The organism is Alloalcanivorax marinus (genome assembly GCF_016785095.1).
In the GTDB taxonomy this organism is placed as follows: Bacteria; Pseudomonadota; Gammaproteobacteria; order Pseudomonadales; family Alcanivoracaceae; genus Alloalcanivorax; species Alloalcanivorax marinus_A.
Map to the genome: position 1 here is coordinate 237,721 of NZ_JAEKJB010000009.1, position 18,180 is coordinate 255,900.

General features: G+C 65.5%; 20 protein-coding genes. 4 read left to right on the forward strand and 16 right to left on the reverse strand.

Translation table 11 applies throughout. From position 1 onward, the window contains the following. Positions 1-6: 6 nt before the first annotated feature. The 8 genes from JF515_RS12770 to JF515_RS12805 are packed head-to-tail and all read right to left on the reverse strand — an operon-like array spanning position 7 to position 6,571. Positions 7-1,518 (reverse strand): tripartite tricarboxylate transporter permease, encoded by a 1,512-nt coding sequence (locus JF515_RS12770; protein ID WP_203104819.1) that lies wholly within the window; start codon positions 1,516-1,518, stop codon positions 7-9. Between the two features lie 4 nt (positions 1,519-1,522). Next, on the reverse strand, positions 1,523-1,969 hold the full coding sequence (locus tag JF515_RS12775; RefSeq protein WP_203104820.1) for a tripartite tricarboxylate transporter TctB family protein: 447 nt from the start codon (positions 1,967-1,969) through the stop codon (positions 1,523-1,525). A gap of 44 nt (positions 1,970-2,013) precedes the next feature. After that, positions 2,014-2,811, reverse strand: coding sequence for a 4-hydroxy-2-oxoheptanedioate aldolase (hpaI, locus tag JF515_RS12780; protein WP_203104821.1), 798 nt, complete (start codon positions 2,809-2,811; stop codon positions 2,014-2,016). Between the two features lie 11 nt (positions 2,812-2,822). Further along, complete coding sequence (gene hpaH / locus JF515_RS12785) at positions 2,823-3,641, reverse strand: 2-oxo-hept-4-ene-1,7-dioate hydratase (RefSeq protein ID WP_203104822.1); 819 nt, start codon at positions 3,639-3,641, stop codon at positions 2,823-2,825. Next, positions 3,641-4,387, reverse strand: coding sequence for a fumarylacetoacetate hydrolase family protein (locus JF515_RS12790; protein ID WP_203104823.1), 747 nt, complete (start codon positions 4,385-4,387; stop codon positions 3,641-3,643). The genes hpaH and JF515_RS12790 overlap by 1 nt, the downstream gene beginning before the upstream one ends. Continuing rightward, on the reverse strand, positions 4,387-5,070 hold the full coding sequence (locus JF515_RS12795) for a fumarylacetoacetate hydrolase family protein (RefSeq protein ID WP_203104824.1): 684 nt from the start codon (positions 5,068-5,070) through the stop codon (positions 4,387-4,389). Before JF515_RS12795 ends, JF515_RS12790 begins: the two co-directional genes overlap by 1 nt. Positions 5,071-5,096: 26 nt before the next feature. Continuing rightward, a complete protein-coding gene (locus JF515_RS12800) occupies positions 5,097-5,945 on the reverse strand; it encodes an IclR family transcriptional regulator (RefSeq protein WP_203104825.1) in 849 nt (282 codons plus the stop codon). Continuing rightward, positions 5,942-6,571, reverse strand: coding sequence for a flavin reductase family protein (locus JF515_RS12805; RefSeq protein ID WP_203104826.1), 630 nt, complete (start codon positions 6,569-6,571; stop codon positions 5,942-5,944). The genes JF515_RS12800 and JF515_RS12805 overlap by 4 nt, the downstream gene beginning before the upstream one ends. Positions 6,572-6,905: 334 nt before the next feature. Between JF515_RS12805 and JF515_RS12810 the strand changes: the two genes are divergently transcribed. The 4 genes from JF515_RS12810 to JF515_RS12825 all read left to right on the forward strand — a co-directional run bounded on the left by JF515_RS12810 (position 6,906) and on the right by JF515_RS12825 (position 10,660). After that, entirely contained in the window at positions 6,906-7,868 is a 963-nt protein-coding gene (locus JF515_RS12810) for a Bug family tripartite tricarboxylate transporter substrate binding protein (RefSeq protein WP_203104827.1), read from the forward strand. A 28-nt stretch (positions 7,869-7,896) separates the two neighbouring features. After that, a complete protein-coding gene (locus JF515_RS12815) occupies positions 7,897-8,295 on the forward strand; it encodes a RidA family protein (RefSeq protein ID WP_203104828.1) in 399 nt (132 codons plus the stop codon). Between the two features lie 61 nt (positions 8,296-8,356). Next, on the forward strand, positions 8,357-9,232 hold the full coding sequence (locus JF515_RS12820; RefSeq protein WP_203104829.1) for an amidohydrolase family protein: 876 nt from the start codon (positions 8,357-8,359) through the stop codon (positions 9,230-9,232). 354 nt (positions 9,233-9,586) lie between these two features. Continuing rightward, positions 9,587-10,660, forward strand: coding sequence for a porin (locus tag JF515_RS12825; RefSeq protein ID WP_203104830.1), 1,074 nt, complete (start codon positions 9,587-9,589; stop codon positions 10,658-10,660). Between the two features lie 65 nt (positions 10,661-10,725). Here JF515_RS12825 and JF515_RS12830 read toward each other — a convergent pair whose 3' ends face one another. The 8 genes from JF515_RS12830 to JF515_RS12865 form a co-directional block, all read right to left on the reverse strand. Next, positions 10,726-11,319 carry a LysE family translocator gene (locus tag JF515_RS12830; RefSeq protein WP_203104831.1) on the reverse strand — a complete coding sequence of 198 codons (594 nt, stop codon included), beginning with the start codon at positions 11,317-11,319 and terminating at the stop codon, positions 10,726-10,728. Between the two features lie 50 nt (positions 11,320-11,369). Beyond that, the gene (locus tag JF515_RS12835) at positions 11,370-12,215 is read right to left on the reverse strand and encodes an AraC family transcriptional regulator (RefSeq protein WP_203104832.1); all 846 of its coding nucleotides are present in this window, start codon (positions 12,213-12,215) and stop codon (positions 11,370-11,372) included. Positions 12,216-12,255: 40 nt separating this feature from the next. Further along, positions 12,256-13,602, reverse strand: a complete 1,347-nt coding sequence (locus JF515_RS12840; RefSeq protein ID WP_203104833.1) for an NTP/NDP exchange transporter — start codon at positions 13,600-13,602, stop codon at positions 12,256-12,258. A gap of 2 nt (positions 13,603-13,604) precedes the next feature. Next, positions 13,605-14,546 (reverse strand): aldo/keto reductase, encoded by a 942-nt coding sequence (locus JF515_RS12845; protein WP_203104834.1) that lies wholly within the window; start codon positions 14,544-14,546, stop codon positions 13,605-13,607. A gap of 13 nt (positions 14,547-14,559) precedes the next feature. Continuing rightward, positions 14,560-15,501, reverse strand: coding sequence for an alpha/beta hydrolase (locus JF515_RS12850; RefSeq protein ID WP_203104835.1), 942 nt, complete (start codon positions 15,499-15,501; stop codon positions 14,560-14,562). A gap of 66 nt (positions 15,502-15,567) precedes the next feature. Beyond that, entirely contained in the window at positions 15,568-16,563 is a 996-nt protein-coding gene (locus tag JF515_RS12855; RefSeq protein ID WP_203104836.1) for an ABC transporter substrate-binding protein, read from the reverse strand. Positions 16,564-16,614: 51 nt separating this feature from the next. Continuing rightward, positions 16,615-17,409, reverse strand: a complete 795-nt coding sequence (locus JF515_RS12860; RefSeq protein ID WP_203104837.1) for an ABC transporter ATP-binding protein — start codon at positions 17,407-17,409, stop codon at positions 16,615-16,617. Beyond that, positions 17,409-18,152 carry an ABC transporter permease subunit gene (locus JF515_RS12865; RefSeq protein ID WP_203104838.1) on the reverse strand — a complete coding sequence of 248 codons (744 nt, stop codon included), beginning with the start codon at positions 18,150-18,152 and terminating at the stop codon, positions 17,409-17,411. The genes JF515_RS12860 and JF515_RS12865 overlap by 1 nt, the downstream gene beginning before the upstream one ends. Positions 18,153-18,180 lie beyond the last annotated feature (28 nt).

Consider the following 18,180-nt stretch of genomic DNA (forward strand, 5'->3'; position numbering starts at 1 on the left):
GGTCGATCAATCTCCCTGGTTGGCCGGGCGCGCGCTGCGTTTGCGGAAGGCGGCCCAAAGGGGCAGCAGCAGGAACAGCGCGGTGAGAATCAGGAACACGGTGCTCGGCACGCTATTGAAGAAGGTCATGTAGTCGCCCCGGGATAGCAGCAGCGCGCGGCGGAAATGCACTTCCATCATCGGCCCGAGAATGAAGCCGAGCAGCAGCGGCGCCGCCGGGAAACGCAACCGGATCAGGAAATAGCCGATCACCCCGAAGAACAGCGCGGTATAGATATCGAACACGCTGGAGCGCACCGAGAACACACCGATGCAGATAAAGAACAACATGGCCGGGTACAGCACGTGATAGGGAATCGACAACATACGCACCCACACCCGGATCAGCGGCAGGTTCAGAATCAGCAGCATGATGTTGCCGACGCCGAAGCTCACCACCAGGCCCCAGAACATATCCGGATTGCTGGTGACCAGCTCCGGCCCCGGGGTGATACCGTGCAAAATCATGGCGCCAAGCAGCACCGCCATCACCGCGTCGCCGGGGATACCCAGACTCAGGGTGGGAATGAACGCCGCCTGTACCGCCGCGTTATTGGCGGATTCCGGAGACGCCACGCCGCGCAGTTCGCCCTTGCCGAAATTTTCCGGGTTCTTGGCCAGCTTCTTTTCCGCCGCGTAGGACATGAAGGCGGCGATGGCCGGGCCGGAGCCGGGCAGCGCCCCGACGAAGGCGCCGATGCCGGAACCGCGCAGGATGGTCTTCCACAGACCATGCCATTCGTGCCGCTTGGGCAGCATGGATTTGAAGGTCAGGCCGCTGGCCTTGAGCGGGGAACGCTTTTCCTGCCCCAGGTTGGCGAGGATTTCACCCACCCCGAACAGCCCCATGGCCAGAGCCACCAGGCTGATGCCGTCGGACAACGCCAGGGCGCCGAAGGTAAAACGCTCGGCGCCGGAGGTATCGTCCGTGCCCACCAGTCCCAGGGCGATGCCCAGCATCACCATGGTCATACCCTTGAGCGGCGAGCCCACCGACAGGGTGGAGGCCGCCACCAGGCCCAGCAGCATGATCGAGAAGTAATCCACCGCGCCGAAATCCATGGCGAAGGACGCAATCATCGGCGTGAACCCGAGCACCATGAAAATGGCCACGATGCCACCGGAGAAGGACGAGATGGCGGCGGTGAACAAGGCCACGCCAGCGCGCCCCTGCTTGGTCATCTGGTTGCCGTCGAGACAGGTCACCGCCGCCGAGGCGGTGCCCGGCAGGTTGAGGAGAATGGCGGCGATGGAGCCGCCGTACTGGGCGCCGTAGAAAATGCCGGCCAGCATGATCAGAGCAATCGGCGGAGACAGGTAATAGGTCATCGGCAGAGCAAGCGAAATCGCCGCCAGCGGTCCGATGCCGGGCAGCACGCCCACGAAGGTACCCACCAGCACGCCCACGAAACAGAACAGCAGGCCCTGCCAGGAAAATGCCACTTCGGCGCCGAGCGCCAGATTGTGAAGGATATCCATCAAATCACCACTCGAACGCGGCCACCGGAATGCCGAAGCCGTAAATGAATACCAGGACGCCGAGCACGCTCAGCCCCACCGCGGTGGCCACCGCCGCCGCCGGACGCACCGGCTTCTCGGCCAGCGACACCAGCACCACCAGCGCCAGCGTGGCGGGCACCAGCCCGGCCCTCTCCAGCAACGCGGCGAACGCCACGAAGCCCGCGCTGATGGTGAGAATCGGCCGTGGAATCCAGAAGTTCCGTTCCGTTTTTTCCGCATGCCACACTTCCAGCACCAGCAGAACGGCGAACAGCAACAACACCGAGCCGATCATCACCGGGAAGAAACCGGGACCCATGCGACGCAGCGAGCCCATTTCGTAGCCACTGCCTTGAACAATCACGTAGAGACCAAACAGGCCGAGCAGCAGCGCCGCGCCCACCTGTAACCAGTTAATGGAACGAGCCATTTATTATTCTCCTCCGAGGCGCAAAGCGCGTTGTGAGAATAGATTCAGTAACCGCCGGCCTGGGACGGCGACAAATGGTCCTTGAAGCGGCGCGACAGCGCGTCCGTGGCGCGGGCCAGAAGCGAGGCGTCGGCGCCCACCGCGAGAAAACGGCAGCCAGCGGCGAGATGCTCGCGGGCCAGTTCCTCGTTGACGGTGAGAGCGCCGGCGGGTTTACCCGCCGCCTCGATGCGTTTGAAGGCGTCCAGCAAGGCCGCGTTCACCTCCGGGTGACCGGGCTGGCCCAGATGGCCGAGATCGGCGCCCAGGTCGGCGGCGCCGATGAACACGCCGTCGACGCCGTCCACGGCGGCGATCTCGTCCAGGTTGTCCAGGCCGGCGCGGCTTTCCACCTGCAGCAACACGCACAGTTGCTCATGACAGCGGTGCACGTAATCCGGCACCCGGCCCCAGCGCGAGGCGCGCGCCAGGCCCGCGCCCACGCCCCGGCAGCCGTGCGGCGGGTAGCGGGTGGCCTCGACGATGGCGCGCGCCTGCTCGGCGCTTTCCACCATCGGCACCAGAAAGGTTTGCACGCCGGCATCCAGCAGCGGCTTGAGGGTATCGGCGTGACCGTTCACCGGGCGCACCACCGGGTGCGTCGGGTACGGCGCCACCGCCTGCAGCTGTGCCAGGATCGAGCGCACATCGTTGGGACCGTGCTCGCCGTCGATCAGCAGCCAGTCGAAACCGGCGGCGGCGGCGATCTCGGTGCCATAACCGTCGGCCAGAGCACACCACAGACCGATCTGGGTACGCCCTTCCGTCAGCGCCTGTTTGAAACTATTGACCGGAAGATCCATGACGCCTCCTGTCAGACGAAGCGCAGACCCAGCGCGCCGAGCGGGCCGTAGTCCACGTGGAAGGTATCGCCGGCGGACGCCGCCACCGGACGGGTGAAGGAACCGGCCAGCACGATCTCGCCGGCTTTCAGAGTGACACCGTGGGGGGCCAGCTTGTTGGCCAGCCAGGCGATGCCCTTGGCCGGATGGCCGAGCACGCCGGCGGCCACGCCGGTTTCCTCCACCAGGCCATTGCGACTGCACACCGCCGCGCTCCAGCGCAGGTCGATGTCGAACGGGCGAATGGTGCGCCCGCCCAGCACCACGCCGGCGTTGGCGGCGTTGTCGGAAATGGTGTCGAACACCTTGCGCGGCGCGCCGCTGGCCGGGTCCACCTGACGCACCCGGGCGTCGATGATCTCCAGTGCCGGGATCACGTATTCGGTGGCGCGCATCACGTCCAGCACGGTGCAGTCCGGGCCGGCCAGGTCTTCCTTGAGCACGAACGCCAGCTCCACTTCCAGGCGCGGCACGATGAAGCGGCCCACTTCGATCTCGGCGTTGTCCTCGAAGAACATGTCGTCGAGCAGCACGCCGTAATCCGGTTCATCAATGCGCGCGGACATCTGCATGGCCCGGGACGTAAGGCCGATCTTGTGGCCCATCACCCGGCGGCCACGAGCCACCTTCATGTCCACCCACTGGCGCTGGATGGCGTAGGCGTCGACGAATCCGATCTCCGGGTATTGCAGAGTCAGATGGTCGATCTGGGTGCGTTCCCGCTCGGCGCGGTCGAGTCGTTCCGCCGCGTCCTGAATGGCCTCGGCGGCGAGCTTCGCTTGTTCGGTCATCAGGGCTTCCTCGCGATAATCGTATTGTGCAGCGCGCCGACACCCTCGATCTCGGTGACCACTTCGTCGCCGGGCATCACGTTGACGGTGCCCTTGGGGGTGCCGGTGAGGATCACGTCGCCGGGCTGCAACGTCATGAAGGCGCTGAAATATTCGATCAGGAAAGGCACGTCGAAAATCATGTCCTTGGTGGAGCCTTCCTGGGTGGTTTCACCGTTGACGCGGGTGGTGAGGCGCAGATTCATCGGATCGGGAATGTCCGCCGCGTCCACCAGCCAGGGACCGATGGGCGTGCAGTTGTCCCGGCTCTTGATGCGGAAGTTGGGCCGGTAGAACCCTTCCAGATAATTGCGCACGGCGTAATCGTTGGCCACCGTGTAGCCGGCGATGTAGTCGTAGGCGTCGGCCTTGGCCACGTTGCGGGCCGGCTTGCCGACCACGATCGCCAATTCGCACTCATAGTGCATATTGGTGGCATCATCGGGGCGCGGCGTGAAGGCGCGGTGACCGACCAGGGTGTTGGCGCCTTTAAGGAACACCATCGGCTCTTCCGGCGCCTTGGAGGCGATTTCCGCGGCATGGTCGGCATAGTTCAGGCCGAGCGCGAGAATGGTGCCGGGGGTCACCGGCGGCAGCCACACCACCTCGGTTTCCTCCACCCGACGGCCATCCGCCAGACGCACTTTGCCTTGATCTTCCCAGGCCTGTTGAACACGGCCTTCAAAAGCGATTCGGGCTTGTTTCATCAGGCGTTCTCCCCTTCGCTGACGAGCGGATTTTCAAGACGACCCAGGCCGTCGATTTCCACCGCCACGATGTCGCCGGCGCCGGCCAGAGGCGCGTCCGGGGACACGCCCACCAGAATCAGGTCACCGGGGTAGAGGCTGGTGAAATCGGAAATATCGGCAAGCAGCGTGGCCACCGGACGCACCAGCTCGGCCAGACGCCACTCCTGACGGCATTCGCCGTTGACCAGGGCACGCACGGCGAGGCCGTCCGGGTCCGGCAGGTCGGCGGCGTCCACCAGGTTAGGCCCGATCGGGCAGAAGCCGTCACGGCATTTCTGCTTGAGCGGCTGCCGGAACAAGCTGTCGTGCGGCACGGTGAGGTCGTTGACCAGGGTGTAACCGGCAATCGCCGCGCGGGCCTGGTCGGCGTCGGCGCGGGTCAGGGTGTCCTTGATCACCACCCCCAGGGTGGCGCACACCCGCACCTGCTCCACGTCGGCGGGTATCACCACGGGAGTACCGGCGGCGACCTGGGTATTGGGGGTTTTCACGTACATTACCGGGCCGGTGGGCGCGCCGTTGTACGGCGGCTCGTTGATGGCGTCACCGAGCCGGTCCAGCTCGTCCTGGACGTTAAGCAGGCAGCCGTATACGGCGCCACTCAGCAGGGGCCCTCCCGGGCACAGGGTCACGGATGTCATCTTCGCTCCTGATTGGATAAAGGGGCCTAACGGCGGCGGGTCTGGACTTCGCTCAACCGCTTGGCGATCAGTTCGGTCTGATGGCGGATCAAGGGCACCAGGGTGGCCAGCCGTTCCGGGCTGAGCCGGTCGGCCATGGCCGACACCGCCACCGACGCCAGCAACTGGCCTTCGGCGTCGAACACCGGCAGCGCCAGAGCACGAGTACCAGGCACCACGCCCACCTCGCTATAGGCATAGCCCAGGGAACGGATTTCGGTGATGCGCTGACGTACCGCGCTCAATTCCACCCCATGACTGGTAAGGCGCTGCTCATTGCCGAGCAGCACTTCCTCCATGTCGGCGTCCTCGGCGAACGCCAGCAGCACCAGGCCGGAAACGCTGATGCCGAGGGGACGGCGGGCGCCCACCTCGATGGAAAGCACCTTGACCGGGTAGTTGCCGGTTTTACGGTCCACGCAGATGGAATCGAAGCCGCTGCGAATAGTCAGGAAGACACTGTCGCCGCATTGCTCGGCGATGTGGCGCAGGTAGGGCTCGGCCACCGACTTCACCGGCACCCGGGCGGTGCGCGACAGGCCCAGCAGGGAAACCTCCGGCCCAACCATATAGCGGCGCGTATTGGGGTCCTGCTCCACCGCTTCTTCCTCGATCAGTACCCGCAGAATACGGTGCACCGTAGGGCGATTGAGACCGGTCTGATGGACGATGTCGGTGATGCGCACACCCTGCTCCTGCCCGGTGGCCAGGATACGCAGGATCGCCACCGCGCGGCGGATGCTGCGCGCGCCCAGGGTTTTGCCGCCCTCGCCGGCCTCGACGCCGGGCTTGCCCGGGCCGCTCTCCGGCGGACGCGGACCGTCGTCGCGGTTCATGCGCCCGGCTCGATGATGCTCTTGGGTGTTTGCGCCACCGGCTTGAGCTGGCGAATCTCGCCCAGGGTAGCGTAGTTGGCGCCGGCGATGCGGCACACCGGCTGCAGCTCGCGGGTGTCGATGCGGCCATCGCGATACAGCTCGTCCACGATATGGACGCGGCTGACTTCACCGACGAAGAACTCAGCACCCGTGCTGCCGTAACCGGTAACGCTGTGCAGACGGCATTCCAGGCTGATCGGCGCTTTCGCCAGGCGCGGCGTCTTCACCGTGGCGGACGGTTCCACCGCCAGGCCCAGGCTTTCCACCTCGCTTTCATGGCTTTCATATTCCACGGCGCTGGCGTGCACGTCCTCGACCATGGACCAGTCCGCGATGTTCACCACGAACTCGTTCAAGGCACGAATATTGCGAGCGGTATCCTTCTCACGACCGGCCTTGCGGCCGATATTGACGCCCACCATCAGGGGGGTGTTGGAGACGAAGGTAAAGCAGCTGAAAGGCGCCAGATTGACCACGCCATCCGGAGACTGAGTGGTGATCCAGGCAATCGGCCGGGGAACCACGATGCCACTGATCAGGCGGTAGCATTCCTGCGGCGTCAGGGAACCAATGTCGATTTGCATATTTATTCTCCTGGTAATCGACCGCTGATGGGATAGCGAAAAGCTAAGAGGGACCCGGTAGGGGGTCAACATGACGCTGACCATAGTGTCCACCATATGGACATTTAAATCATTAGCGGGCTCTCAAAGGCCCCTTCGGGGCGCTTTTTGAGAGTAATCTAAGGCATAACGCTGATACTTGATGACTCCCGCCGTCCATCATGTGGACCTTTGCGGGGTTTTACGGTTGCTGACCGCACCATGGATTCCGGAAAGTATCGGTTCCAAAACAGAAACCACTCACTCGCGGGCGCCCATGCCAAACCCGGCACAGCCCTGGAAGGAGAATAAAAATATGCGTTTTTTCAAGCATTTCACCGTCCTGTTCCTGCTCCTCGGCCTGGCCACCGGCGCCCAGGCCGCCTGGCCGGAAAAACCGGTGCACCTGGTGGTACCCTACCCGCCCGGCGGTAACGTGGACCTGGCCGCGCGCATCGTCGCCGACGGTCTGGAGAAGGAGTTCGGCCAGCCGTTCGTGGTGGAGAACCGGCCCGGCGCCGGCGGCATGATCGCCGCCTCCTACGTGGTCAAGTCCGACAAGGACGGCTACACCCTGTTCGTGGCTCCCAATGGCCCGGTGCTGTTCAGCCCGCTGCTGTTCCGCAAGGACAACTACTTCTGGAAGGACGATTTCGCGCCGATCGGTTCGATTTCCTTCGTGACCCTGGTACTGCAGGCGAACCCGGAACTGGGTCTGGACAGCGCCGAGGCGCTGTTCGACTACGCCAAGAAGCATCCCGGCGAGCTGGCCATGGCTTCCCCCGGCGCCGGCACCCAGAACCACCTGATCAGTGAAATGATGCAGCGCCTGCTGCACACCGAATGGCTCACCGTGCACTACAAAGGCAACGCTCCGGCCACCACCGACCTGCTCGGCGGCCGCGTGGACTTCAACTTCGACCAGTACACCGTGGCCAAGCAGTACATCAACAGCGGCAAGCTGAAGGCCCTGGCCGTGACCTCCCCGGAACGCATGGAATCCCTGCCCGACGTACCCACCCTGAAGGAACTGGGCTACTCCGACGCGGTATCGGAAACCTTCACCGGTCTGTTCGGCCCGGCCGGCATGCCCGAGGACGTGGTCAACGAACTCAACGCGGCGCTGAAAAAGATCCTCAACGATCCGGCCGTGGTGAAGAAATTCGAGACCGCCGGCGCCGAGGCACGCGCCATGGACGTGGATGATTTCAAGGTGTTCCTCAACGAGCAGTATGATCGCTGGGGCACCCTGATCCGTGGCGCCAACATCCACCGTTAAGACCATCGTGAAAGCAGAGGAACCCCGCATGTCACGACGCAAGAGCGTCCACAGCGCCGGCTTCTCCCATCAGAACCCGATCCCGGCGGCCAGCCGGATCGGGGACCTGATGGCCACCGGCGTGATCAACGGCACCAATCCGGACACCGGCGAACTGGGCGTCGACCTGGCGACCCAATGCGCGTTCATGTTCCAGCATGTGCGCAATATCGTCGAAGCCGCCGGCGGCAGCACCGACGACATTCTCAAGATGACCGTCTGGATGCAGGATCGCTCGCAGCGGGATGTCCTCAACGCCGAATGGCTGGCGATGTTTCCGGACCCGGAATCCCGACCGGCCCGGCACGCCATCCAGAATCCGATCGAATCGAAGTTTCTGATCCAGTGCGACGTGCTGGCGGTGATCGGCCAAGCCGCCGACGCCTGAGGCACGCCACTCCGGCCGCGCCCGGCGCGGCCTCCCCGATCCGCTAATGGCAGGAGCCACCATGCCCGAGTATTACCCTTTCAACCCGGATCCCCGCGCCCCTCGGGAGGCGCCGCCGGCCAACACCTGCGATTCGCAATTCCATGTGTTCGGCGACCCGCAACGTTACCCGCCGCGCCCGGAAGCTCCCTTCAAGATGCCTTCGGCGACCATCGACGCGGCACTGAAGATGCACCGTGCCCTGGGCATCGAGCGGGGTGTGATCGTCCAGGCCACCACCTATGGCGCCGACCACAGCGTGGTGCTGGACGCGCTTGAGCAGGCCGGCCCCAACTACCGGGGTTGCGCCAACGCCATCGCGCTGAAGGAACGCGATGACGGCTACATCGAGGAGATGGACGCCGCCGGCGTACGCGGCGCCCGCTTCACTTTCCGCAAGGAGCTCGGCGTCGGCCTGACGCCGGCGGAGTTCCGGCGCGCCGCCGACCGCCTGCGGGAGCTGGGCTGGTACGTGAAAATCCAGCCGGAGAAAAACGGCATCCTCGACAGCGTCGAGCTGTACGAGAACCTGGACATTCCGGTGCTCATCGACCACCTGGGCCGCGCCGACGCCAACCTGGGCGTCAACGACCCCAATGTCCGGAAAACCATCGAACTGCTCAAGAAAGGTAACTTCTGGGTAATGCTGTCGCTGGGCGAGAAGATCTCCACCCGGGGTTATCCCTGGGACGATGTCCTGCCCATCGCCCGCGCCTACATCGACGCCGCCCCGGACCGCGTGGTATGGGCCAGTGACTGGCCGCATCCGCTGTCCAAGTCTCCGCCGCCCAACGACGCCGAGCTGCTTGAGCTGCTCTATCGTTACGCGCCGGACGCCAGCGAGCGGCAAAAAATTCTGGTCGACAATCCGGCCGAATTGTTCGGATTCAAAAGCTGATTCGACATTTCTCCCAAACCTTTGCCCGGCCACTGATCCGGGCATTTTTTTGCTCACCAAAAACTCACCAAACCCCTTTTTTTATAGTCCTTTATGCGTCCCCAATAACATGAAACCCGACTGTCTACATCGTGGACATATCAGAGTTTTTTTGTTTGCCCACCGTGCACCATAACGACAAAGTATTACTTATGGATGCGCATCTTTGGTGCGTGTCTTTTTTAGAAAATCTGGAGTAATCATCAAAACAACGCCATAACACGACCACCCGATAACACCCCGATCAGGCAACCGGAAAAAGCGTCCGACCAGACGCGCTGGGGGTGGTTTGTGCTTTAAAAAAGGTACTGACCCATGAGACTCGACAAAAAGACCCTTTCCATGATCCTCGCCGGCGGCACCGTGGCCGCCACTCTGGCCCTGTCCGGCGCCGCCCAGGCGGCCCAGCCCGAGGCCAAGTTCTACGGCTTGCTCGACCTGTGGACCGGCAGCGCGGAAAAACCCGGCGTCGGCGACGACACCAAACAGCTGGCCGCCGGTGGCATGTCCACCTCCTTCCTGGGCGCGCGGGTTGACTACCAGCTCGACGAAGAAACCTCCTTCGTGGGCGTGGCGGAAATGTTCGTTCGCCCGGACACCGGCGAGAACGGCCGCTACAACAACGATGAGTTCTTCGGCCGCAACGCTTACATCGGCGTGGACAGCAGCCGCTACGGTCTGTTGCGCGCCGGCCGCACCAAGTCCCCGTACTTCCTGCCGCTGGTGTTCACCAACTCGGTGAAGGACTCGTTCGCGTTTTCGCCGATGATGCTGCACACCTACAACGGTGGCCGTAACGGCGCGGTGATGGGCGACACCACCTGGAACGACTCCATCAACTACACCACCCCGAACCTGGGCGGCCTGAAGGTCAATCTGGTGTATGCCTTCGGCGAGGAGGAAGGCGAGGACGGCGAGAGCAAGGTGGGCGGCAACCTGGTGTACCGTCACGCCGGCCTGGTGGCGACCGTGGCCGCCATGCGCGTGCGCGAAGGTACCCTGGACAACGGTGGCGGCGCGGGCGAGCGTGGCACCATTCCCGGCGCCACCGATCAGGAAGCGGTGATGGCCGGTCTGTCCTATGACTTCGGCGTGGCCACGCTGTATGGCCAGTATCAGACGCTGGATACCGACACCACCGCCGGTGACGTGGACACCGACACCTGGCAGGCCGGCGTGGCCGTGCCGGTGGGCAAGGGCCGCGTGCTGGGTTCGTTCGCCAACTCCGATTTCAGCGGCGCGCTGGATTACGAGCGTGATACCTGGGCGGCAGGCTACGATTACATCGTCAACAGCCAGCTGGACCTGTACGCGATGTACCTGCACGACGACATCGATGACGTAGGCGACGGTTCCACCTACGGGGTGGGGGCGCGCTTCAAGTTCTAACCCGTCTAACGTTGGTTCTCCATCAGGGGCCGCGCCTGGGGCGTGGTCCCCTTTCCGGGCTGTTATTACCAGAAAACCGCCGCCCAGGCGGAGAGCAGTAGCAGCACCGCCATTCCCCGATTGAACCAGCCCATCGCCGCCGGATTCCGAATCCAGCGCGCCGCGCCGGCGCCCAGCCCGGCCCATACCAGCACGCAGGGCAACGCCACCACGAAGAACACCCCGGCCAAAGCCGGCATCGGCACGCTGCCGCCGGCGAACACGCCCGTGGCGGCCAGCGCCATCATCCACGCCTTGGGGTTGATCCATTGCAGGCCGGCGGTGCCGATCAGGCCCAGGCGACCACGGCGGTCACCGTCATCGCCGGCGTCGGGAAGCTGGGGGGCGGCGCGGAATAACTGCACCGCCAGCACCGTGAGCCAGGCCAGCCCGGCCGCCGCCATCAAGAGGCGCACGCCCTCGTGGGCGGCCAGAGGGCGGGCCAGGCCGGTGCCCACCAGCAGCAGCACGGACGCGGCGCCGCCGGCGGCGCCCGCCACCATGGGGAGAGCCGCCACTAGCCCGTGGCGGGTGGCATTGGCGAGCACCAGCACATTGGTGGGCCCGGGGGTGATGGAGGCGACCAAGGCGAACAGGACAAAGGGCAACAGGGATTCCATGAGCATCCACGACGGTGACGGAAAGCCCCAGTGTGGTGTCGTTGGCGGCCCTAGTCTGGAAGCTTTGTGCGCCGCCGGTAATAGGCCGGCGTCATGGCGTAGGCGCGGCGGAACCAGCGGCCCAGGTGACTCTGGTCGGCGAAGCCCACCATGGCCGCCACGTCCGCCGGCGAGACGCCGGCGGCCAGCAGGCGGCGGGCACGCAACAGCCTGAGTTGCACCAGGTAGGCGTGAGGCGGCAGGCCGTGAGCGGCTTTGAAGGCACGGCTGATGCGGAAGCGGTCGCTGCCCACCGCCGCCGCCAGATCATCCAGGCCGATGTCCTCGGTCTGGTGGGCGTGCAGATAATCCCGGGCCCGGCGGGCCAGCGGAACGCTGGATGGGTCCGGGCCGGGCCGCGCGCGCCAGTCGGCGTGGCGGGTCAGGCGCCGCAGCAGCTGGTCCAGGGCGGTTTGCCGAACCATGCGCATCTCGCCGCCATGCAGCGCCTCGAAGGCACGGGCAATGGCGCGGGCCACGGTCTGGTCGTCGCTCAGGGTGGCGCCGAACCGCAATTCATAATGATCGGGGCGATCCTCGAACAAACCGCCCAGGGCCTCACGCAGCCAGGCCGGGTCCAGGTACAGCAGCCGGTAGGTGAAGCCGCCCGGCGTCGGCCCGTTGCCGTCGTGGATCTCACCGGGCTCCAGCAGGATGGCGCGGCCGGGCACGCTTTCGTGGCGCACGCGACCGACGTGGAAGCGCTGCACACCCTGTTCGGTGATTCCCACCGCGTAGGTGTCATGCCAGTGGGGATCATAGGCATGCCCCTCGAAATGGGCATGGATGGTCTCGATGCCGGTATCCCGGTCACGGGCGAAACGAACCCAGTTGTCGGTGCGGTCGGCGTGCGACATGGCGATTCCCGGCATAACGGTTTCCGGTGAAGCGGTCAGTTTAACGCCCGGCTCCACCCGCGTCTGGAAGATTCGTGCAGCCGCCCTCGCCGCTCCGTTCGCGGCGGCGCTCGGCGCGCCCCAGCAGAAAGCCGGCGCCAGCCCAGGCCAGGGCGATGCCGGCGCCGATCATCAGGGCCGGCCCCGGCAGATCGCCGAGCAGGTCCAGGCCCCGTTTAAGCCAGCCACTGAGGGCGTCGCCGCCCCGGTAGACCACGGTGTCGATGAAATTCTTGGCTTTGTACTTCTGCGCCGGCGGCACCGAGGTGTAGAGCATCTCCCTGCCCGGGCGCACCAGGGCGTACTCGCCGGCCCGGCGCGCCACCATGATCACCACGAACACGCTGAACACCGGCGCCACCGCCAGCCACAGAAAGCCGGCGGCGATCACCAGCGGCACGGCGGTGAGCAGCACGCCGATGCCAAGCCGCTGGGCGATGCGCCCGGTGAAAAAGATCTGGGTAAGGATGGCCAGGAACTGCACCACGGTGTCGATCAGCCCGAACACCTGGGTCTGGCGGGTGGGGTCGGGGAAGGTCTCCGCCACCAGCCGCGCCTGCTCGAAATACAGAAAGGTGCTGACGCTGGCGAGCAGCACCACGAACAGGGCGATGCCCATCAGGAAGGGCGTGCGCAGCACTTCCAGGGCGCCATCGAAGGGGTTGCCGCCGAGCGGACGGGCCCGTTCGGCGCCAGCCTCCGCCTCGGCGGGCAGCGGATGCCGGTCACGCCAGCGGTACAACCAGATCGCGGCGACCGCGCTGCCGGCCAGCAGCAGCGCCGCCAGCACCACCAGGCCGGCGTGGCCGGCGGGCGCCACCAGCAGGGTGCCGAGTCCCGGCCCCACCAGGCCGCCCAGGCTGGCGCCGCCGGCGATCATGCCGAACAATCGCTTGCCCTGGGCGATGCTGAACACGTCCGCCAGCACGCTCCAGGCCAGGGAGATCACCACCAGGTTGAACACCGACAGCCAGATGTAGAAGGTGCGCGCCACCCAGACGTTGTCCACGGTGCGCGCGAACAGCGCCGCGAACACCAGCAGGTTGACCACGAAGAAGCCATAGGCGGCCGGCAGGATCCGCCGGCGCGGCACCCGGGACGCCAGCCAGCCGAACAGCGGCAGCACCGCCAGGGTGGCCAGGAAGGTACCGGTGAACAGCCACTGCAGGTTATCCACGCCACCAGCCACGCCCATGGTCTCGCGCACCGGGCGCAGCATGAAATAACCGGTGAACAGCAGGAAGAAGATCAGCAGGCCGGCGATCACCGCCGGCGCTTCCTCCACCCGGATATTGAACAGCCGCGCCGCCAGGCGCGGCAGTGGATGTCCGTCCTGCCCCGACGCCATGGTTACCAGTCCATGGTCATCAGTTCGCGCTGTTGGGCCTCGCTGAGCAGGCCGCCACGACCGGCGTTCAGATTATCCAGCTGGTGTTCGGGCTTGCTGGTGGCGGGGATCACGGCGGTCACCGCCGGATGGCTGATCGCGAACTTGAGGAACAACTGGGCCCAGCTTCGCGCGCCCACCTCGGCGGCCCAGCCGGGCAGCGGCTTGCCCTTCACCCTGGCGAACAGATCGCCGTCGTCGAAGGCGCGGTTGATCAGCACCGCCACGCCCTTGTCCCGGGCCAGGGGCAGCACTTCCCGGGCCGCCTCCGGGGCGTTCACGGAATAGTTGATCTGAATGAAGTCCAACGGCTCGTCGCGCAGGATGGCGGCCATTTCGTCCAGGCCGCGCTGCAGATAGTGGGTCACGCCCACATACTTGGTCTTGCCCTGCTCCTTGAGCTCGCGGGCGTAGGGCAGCTGGGTTTTCCAGTGGCGCAGGTTGTGCACCTGCAGCAGCTCCACGTGGTCCGTGCGCAGGGCCTCCAGGGAGCCGGCCCATTGCCGCTCGGCGGCGGCGCGGCTGTCGGCGGCGATCTTGGTGGCCAGGAAGCACCGGTCGCGCCAGCCGCCCTCCTCCAGCAGGGCGCCCAGTACCCGGTCGGCGCCGCCGTAGTTGGGGCTGGTGTCGAACACCGTGGCACCGCCGTCGAAAAACAGCGTCATGACGTCCTTGAGGCGGCGGTACTTGTCCGAACCGATGTCCGCCACGAAGCTGCCCGAGGTGCCGGCGCCGATCACCGGCAGCGACTGGCCGGTGGCTGGAATCGCCCGGGTGCGCAGAGCGTCGCCGGCCATCGCCTCGCCGGTTGCCTTGTCCGCCGCCCGGGCCGGCCCGTTCAGACCCAGCACCAGCCCTGCTCCGCCCCACAGGGCGCCATTGAGAAAATCCCGACGTGAAACCATGGTCTCCTCCCGCTTATTTCTCTTCAGGATGGACACCGGGAACAGGCAAATGATCCTCCCCGTCCGGCGCGAAGCCGGAAGGTCCGTCGCGGAGCCAGGCGCGCAGGGTGGCGGTGGTGGCGCATTCCGGGTCCGCCAGGCGCAGGGCCACGGCGAAGTGGGAGGCGCCGGGCTCGATCTGGAAGCGCACCGGCAGATGGTGGCGTTTGAGCGCGGCCAGCATGCGCCGGTTGCTGGTGATGATGCGCGGGAAGTCGTTTTCGCCATGGACCAGCAGAAACGGCGGCGGCGCGCCATCCGGCGGCAACTGATGGAGCGGGCTGGCGGCGCGGTCGTCGCCGGCCCGGGCCAGGAACTGCTCGTAGATACGGGCCTCGCCGCTGCCCGGCGGCGGGTCGTCGAACACCAGATTGAGCTGCGAACAGATCGCCATGCAGCCACGGATGGCACCCGCCGGCAGGCCGGCCCGGGCCAGCCGCGCCGGCTGCAGCGACGCCAGTGTATAGAGATGGCCGCCGGCGGAGTGACCGCCCACGAACAGGCGCCCGGGATCGCCGCCGTATTCGTCGATGTGCCGGTGCACCCAGGCCAGGGCGGCGACGCAGTCCTCCAGGGGGCCGGGGAAGCGGCATTCCGGCGCCAGCCGGTAGGATACGGAAACCAGGATCGCCGGCGTCGCCACCAGAGCCGGTGCCATCAGCCCCATCCATTCCTTGTAGCCATGGGTCCAGGCGCCACCATGGGCGAACACCAGCACCGGCAGGTCGGCGCCGGGCTCGGCGTCGTCGGGCAGATAGATATCCAGTTTCTGCCAGTAATCGTCGCCGTAGGGCAGGTCCGGACAGGAGCGGACGCGGTCGGCGGCGCGCCGGGACAGAATCAGGGCATCCCGGGCATAGTCTTCCGCCTCACGGGGGTAGATCGGCGGGCGCGCCGGGAGGTCATCGAACGACATGGGGAGCGTCCTGTGGAGACGGGAGGAGAGAAACGGCGGCGCCGAGGGGCGCCGCCGGCGGTGGCTTCAGGGCGTGTAATCGGTGGAGAAGGCGTCGTCGGGCACATTCTCCAGGTAGCCCTTGTCCATCACCTTGCGGGCACGCTCGGCGAACGACATCAGGCCATCGATGTACTGCTGGTTCCAGGTGGTGGCGTAGTCGCGGATCACCCGGTCAGCGAGCAGCTTGATGCCGTCCTCGTCCAGGCCCAGCTTCTTGCCGTAGGCCTCGAACACTTCCGGGTGCTGTTTCACGTAGGCCACCGCTTCCACCCAGCCCTTGATGAAACCGGACACCGCCTCCGGATGTTCGGCGGCGAAATCGTCGTTGGTGGCCAGGGCGATCCACAGGAAATCATCGCCGGTCTTTTCCTTGTAAATTTCCGCCAGGTTGCCGATGCTGCGGAACTCGCCGGAGGCCAGCGCCTTGGCGCCGATCGGGTCGAACAGCAGACCGGCGTCCACATCACCGTTCTTCATCAGGGTAGGGATCAGACCCGGGCCGGCGTACTGCAGATCGCCGCCTTCCGCCGGATCGAAACCGTAGAAGTCGCTGAGCACCACGCGCAGCAGCACGGTGGCGGTGCCGGCGGCGCCGGCGTAGGAGACCACCCGCTTGCCCTTCAGATCGGCCAGGCTGTGGATGTCGGAATCCACCGGCACCAGCACGTCCAGGGTGGCGCCGCGCCCCACCGCGAAGATGTTGAATACCGGGAAGCCCTGGGAGCGGAACTGGGCGAAACTGGTCCAGCCGCCAAAGCCCAGATCCACCTGCTTGCCGCGAATGGCGTTGAACAGACCGTCCAGAGTGGGATAGGCCTTGTGGGTCACGTCCACGCCGTACTTGTGATCAAACTCCTGGTCGATCATCACCTGGGAGGCGACGCCGTTCAGGGACTGGGCCATATCACCCAGGCGGATCGGGGTGTCCTCGGCGCCGGCGGGGCTCGCCAGGCTCCAGAGCGCCGCGATCAGAACCGGTATCCCCCACCAGGTGGTCGCTTTCGATTTCGAGTCTGTCATGGGTTTGCTCCCTTTTTTCGTTGTGTTTTGCGGTGCGTTTCCAGGTTTGCTCTATGATTGCGCGCGGGCGCGCTCGGCCTCCTCGGCGGCGGCGATGAAGGTGGCCGACACCTCCTTGCTGACCGCGAACAGGGCCGGATCATCGTAGTCCCGGGGACGCGGCACCGTCACCGGAATTTCGCGACGAATACGCCCCTGGGACAATACCACCACCCGGTCCGCCAGAAAGGTGGCCTCGTAACTATTGTGCGTGATGAAGACGATGGTCTTACCGGTGCGCCGCCAGATGTCCAGCAGGTCCACTCGCAGGCGCCGCGCGGTCAGTTCATCCAGGCCGCTGAACGGCTCGTCCATGAACAGCACATCCGGTTCGACGGCCAGGGCGCGCACCAGCGCCAGACGCTGGGCCATGCCGCCGGACAGTTCGTGGGGGTGGTGGCCACGGAACGCCTGCAGGCCGGTGAGCTGGAAATAATGATCCTTGATCTCCGCCCAGCGGTGCCGGGGCACATTGGAATTTTCCAGGGCGAAATCCACATTGCGTTCGGCACTGAGCCAGGGCAGCAGGCGCGGGTCCTGGAACAGGTAGCCCATCCTGACCGGCGGCTTGCCGGCGCGGGTCATGGGCCGGGCGCCGAAGCGGATCTCCCCCTGGTAGTCACGGTCGAGGCCGGAAAGGGTGTTCAGCAGCGTGGACTTGCCGCAACCGGAAGGCCCCAGCACGCACACGAATTCATTGTCGCCGATGGTCAGGTCCAGGCCATTGAGAACACGGTGCTCGGCGCCGCCCTTGCGCGGCGCCGGGAAGGACTTGGTCAGCCCCTGGATGCGGATACCATTGTCCATCAGATTCTCACTTCCGGGCGCCAGGCGAACATGCGGCGCTCCAGGTTTTGCAGAATGACCAGCTCGATGAAGAGCATCACCAGGGTGAACAGCAGGGTCCATGCCAGCACCTGCTGCATGTTGCCAAGCTGATACCAGTAGAACAGCTCGAAGCCGACCCCGTCCGGGCGGCCCAGCAATTCAACCAGCACCGTGATCTTCCATACGATGCCCAAGCCGAAACGCAATGACGCCATGATGTAGGGCAGCACCTGGGGAAACAGCACCCGCCGGATGATCACCCAGCGCGAGGCGTTGAATACCCGCGCCATCTGGAACAGGCGGGTGTCGATGTTCTTGACGCCTTCCCACAGGTTGATGGCGATGGACGGCGCCGAGGTCAAACCGATGGCGACAATGGCGGCGGTTTCGTTAAGCCCGATCCAGATGAACGCGAAGATCGCGTAACACAGGCTGGGCACGGTGAGCGCCACCATTACCCAGACGTCCAGGGTCTTCTCCGCCAACCGGTTGACCCCCATCAGCACGCCGACCGGAATGCCCACCGCCATGGCCAGCACCAGGCCGCCCAGCACCCGCCCCAGCGTGGCGGCGAGATGCGAGAGAATGTCGCCGTTGGCGAAGTTGTCCGCCAGCACCTGGATAGTCTGCCATGGGCCGGGCAACACGGTTTCCGGAAACAAAAAAGACAACCCAAGCCACGCCAGCAGCGCGGCGATCATCGATCCCACCTTTATCAACACGGAGGGGCTCCTTATTGTCGCGGCGCGC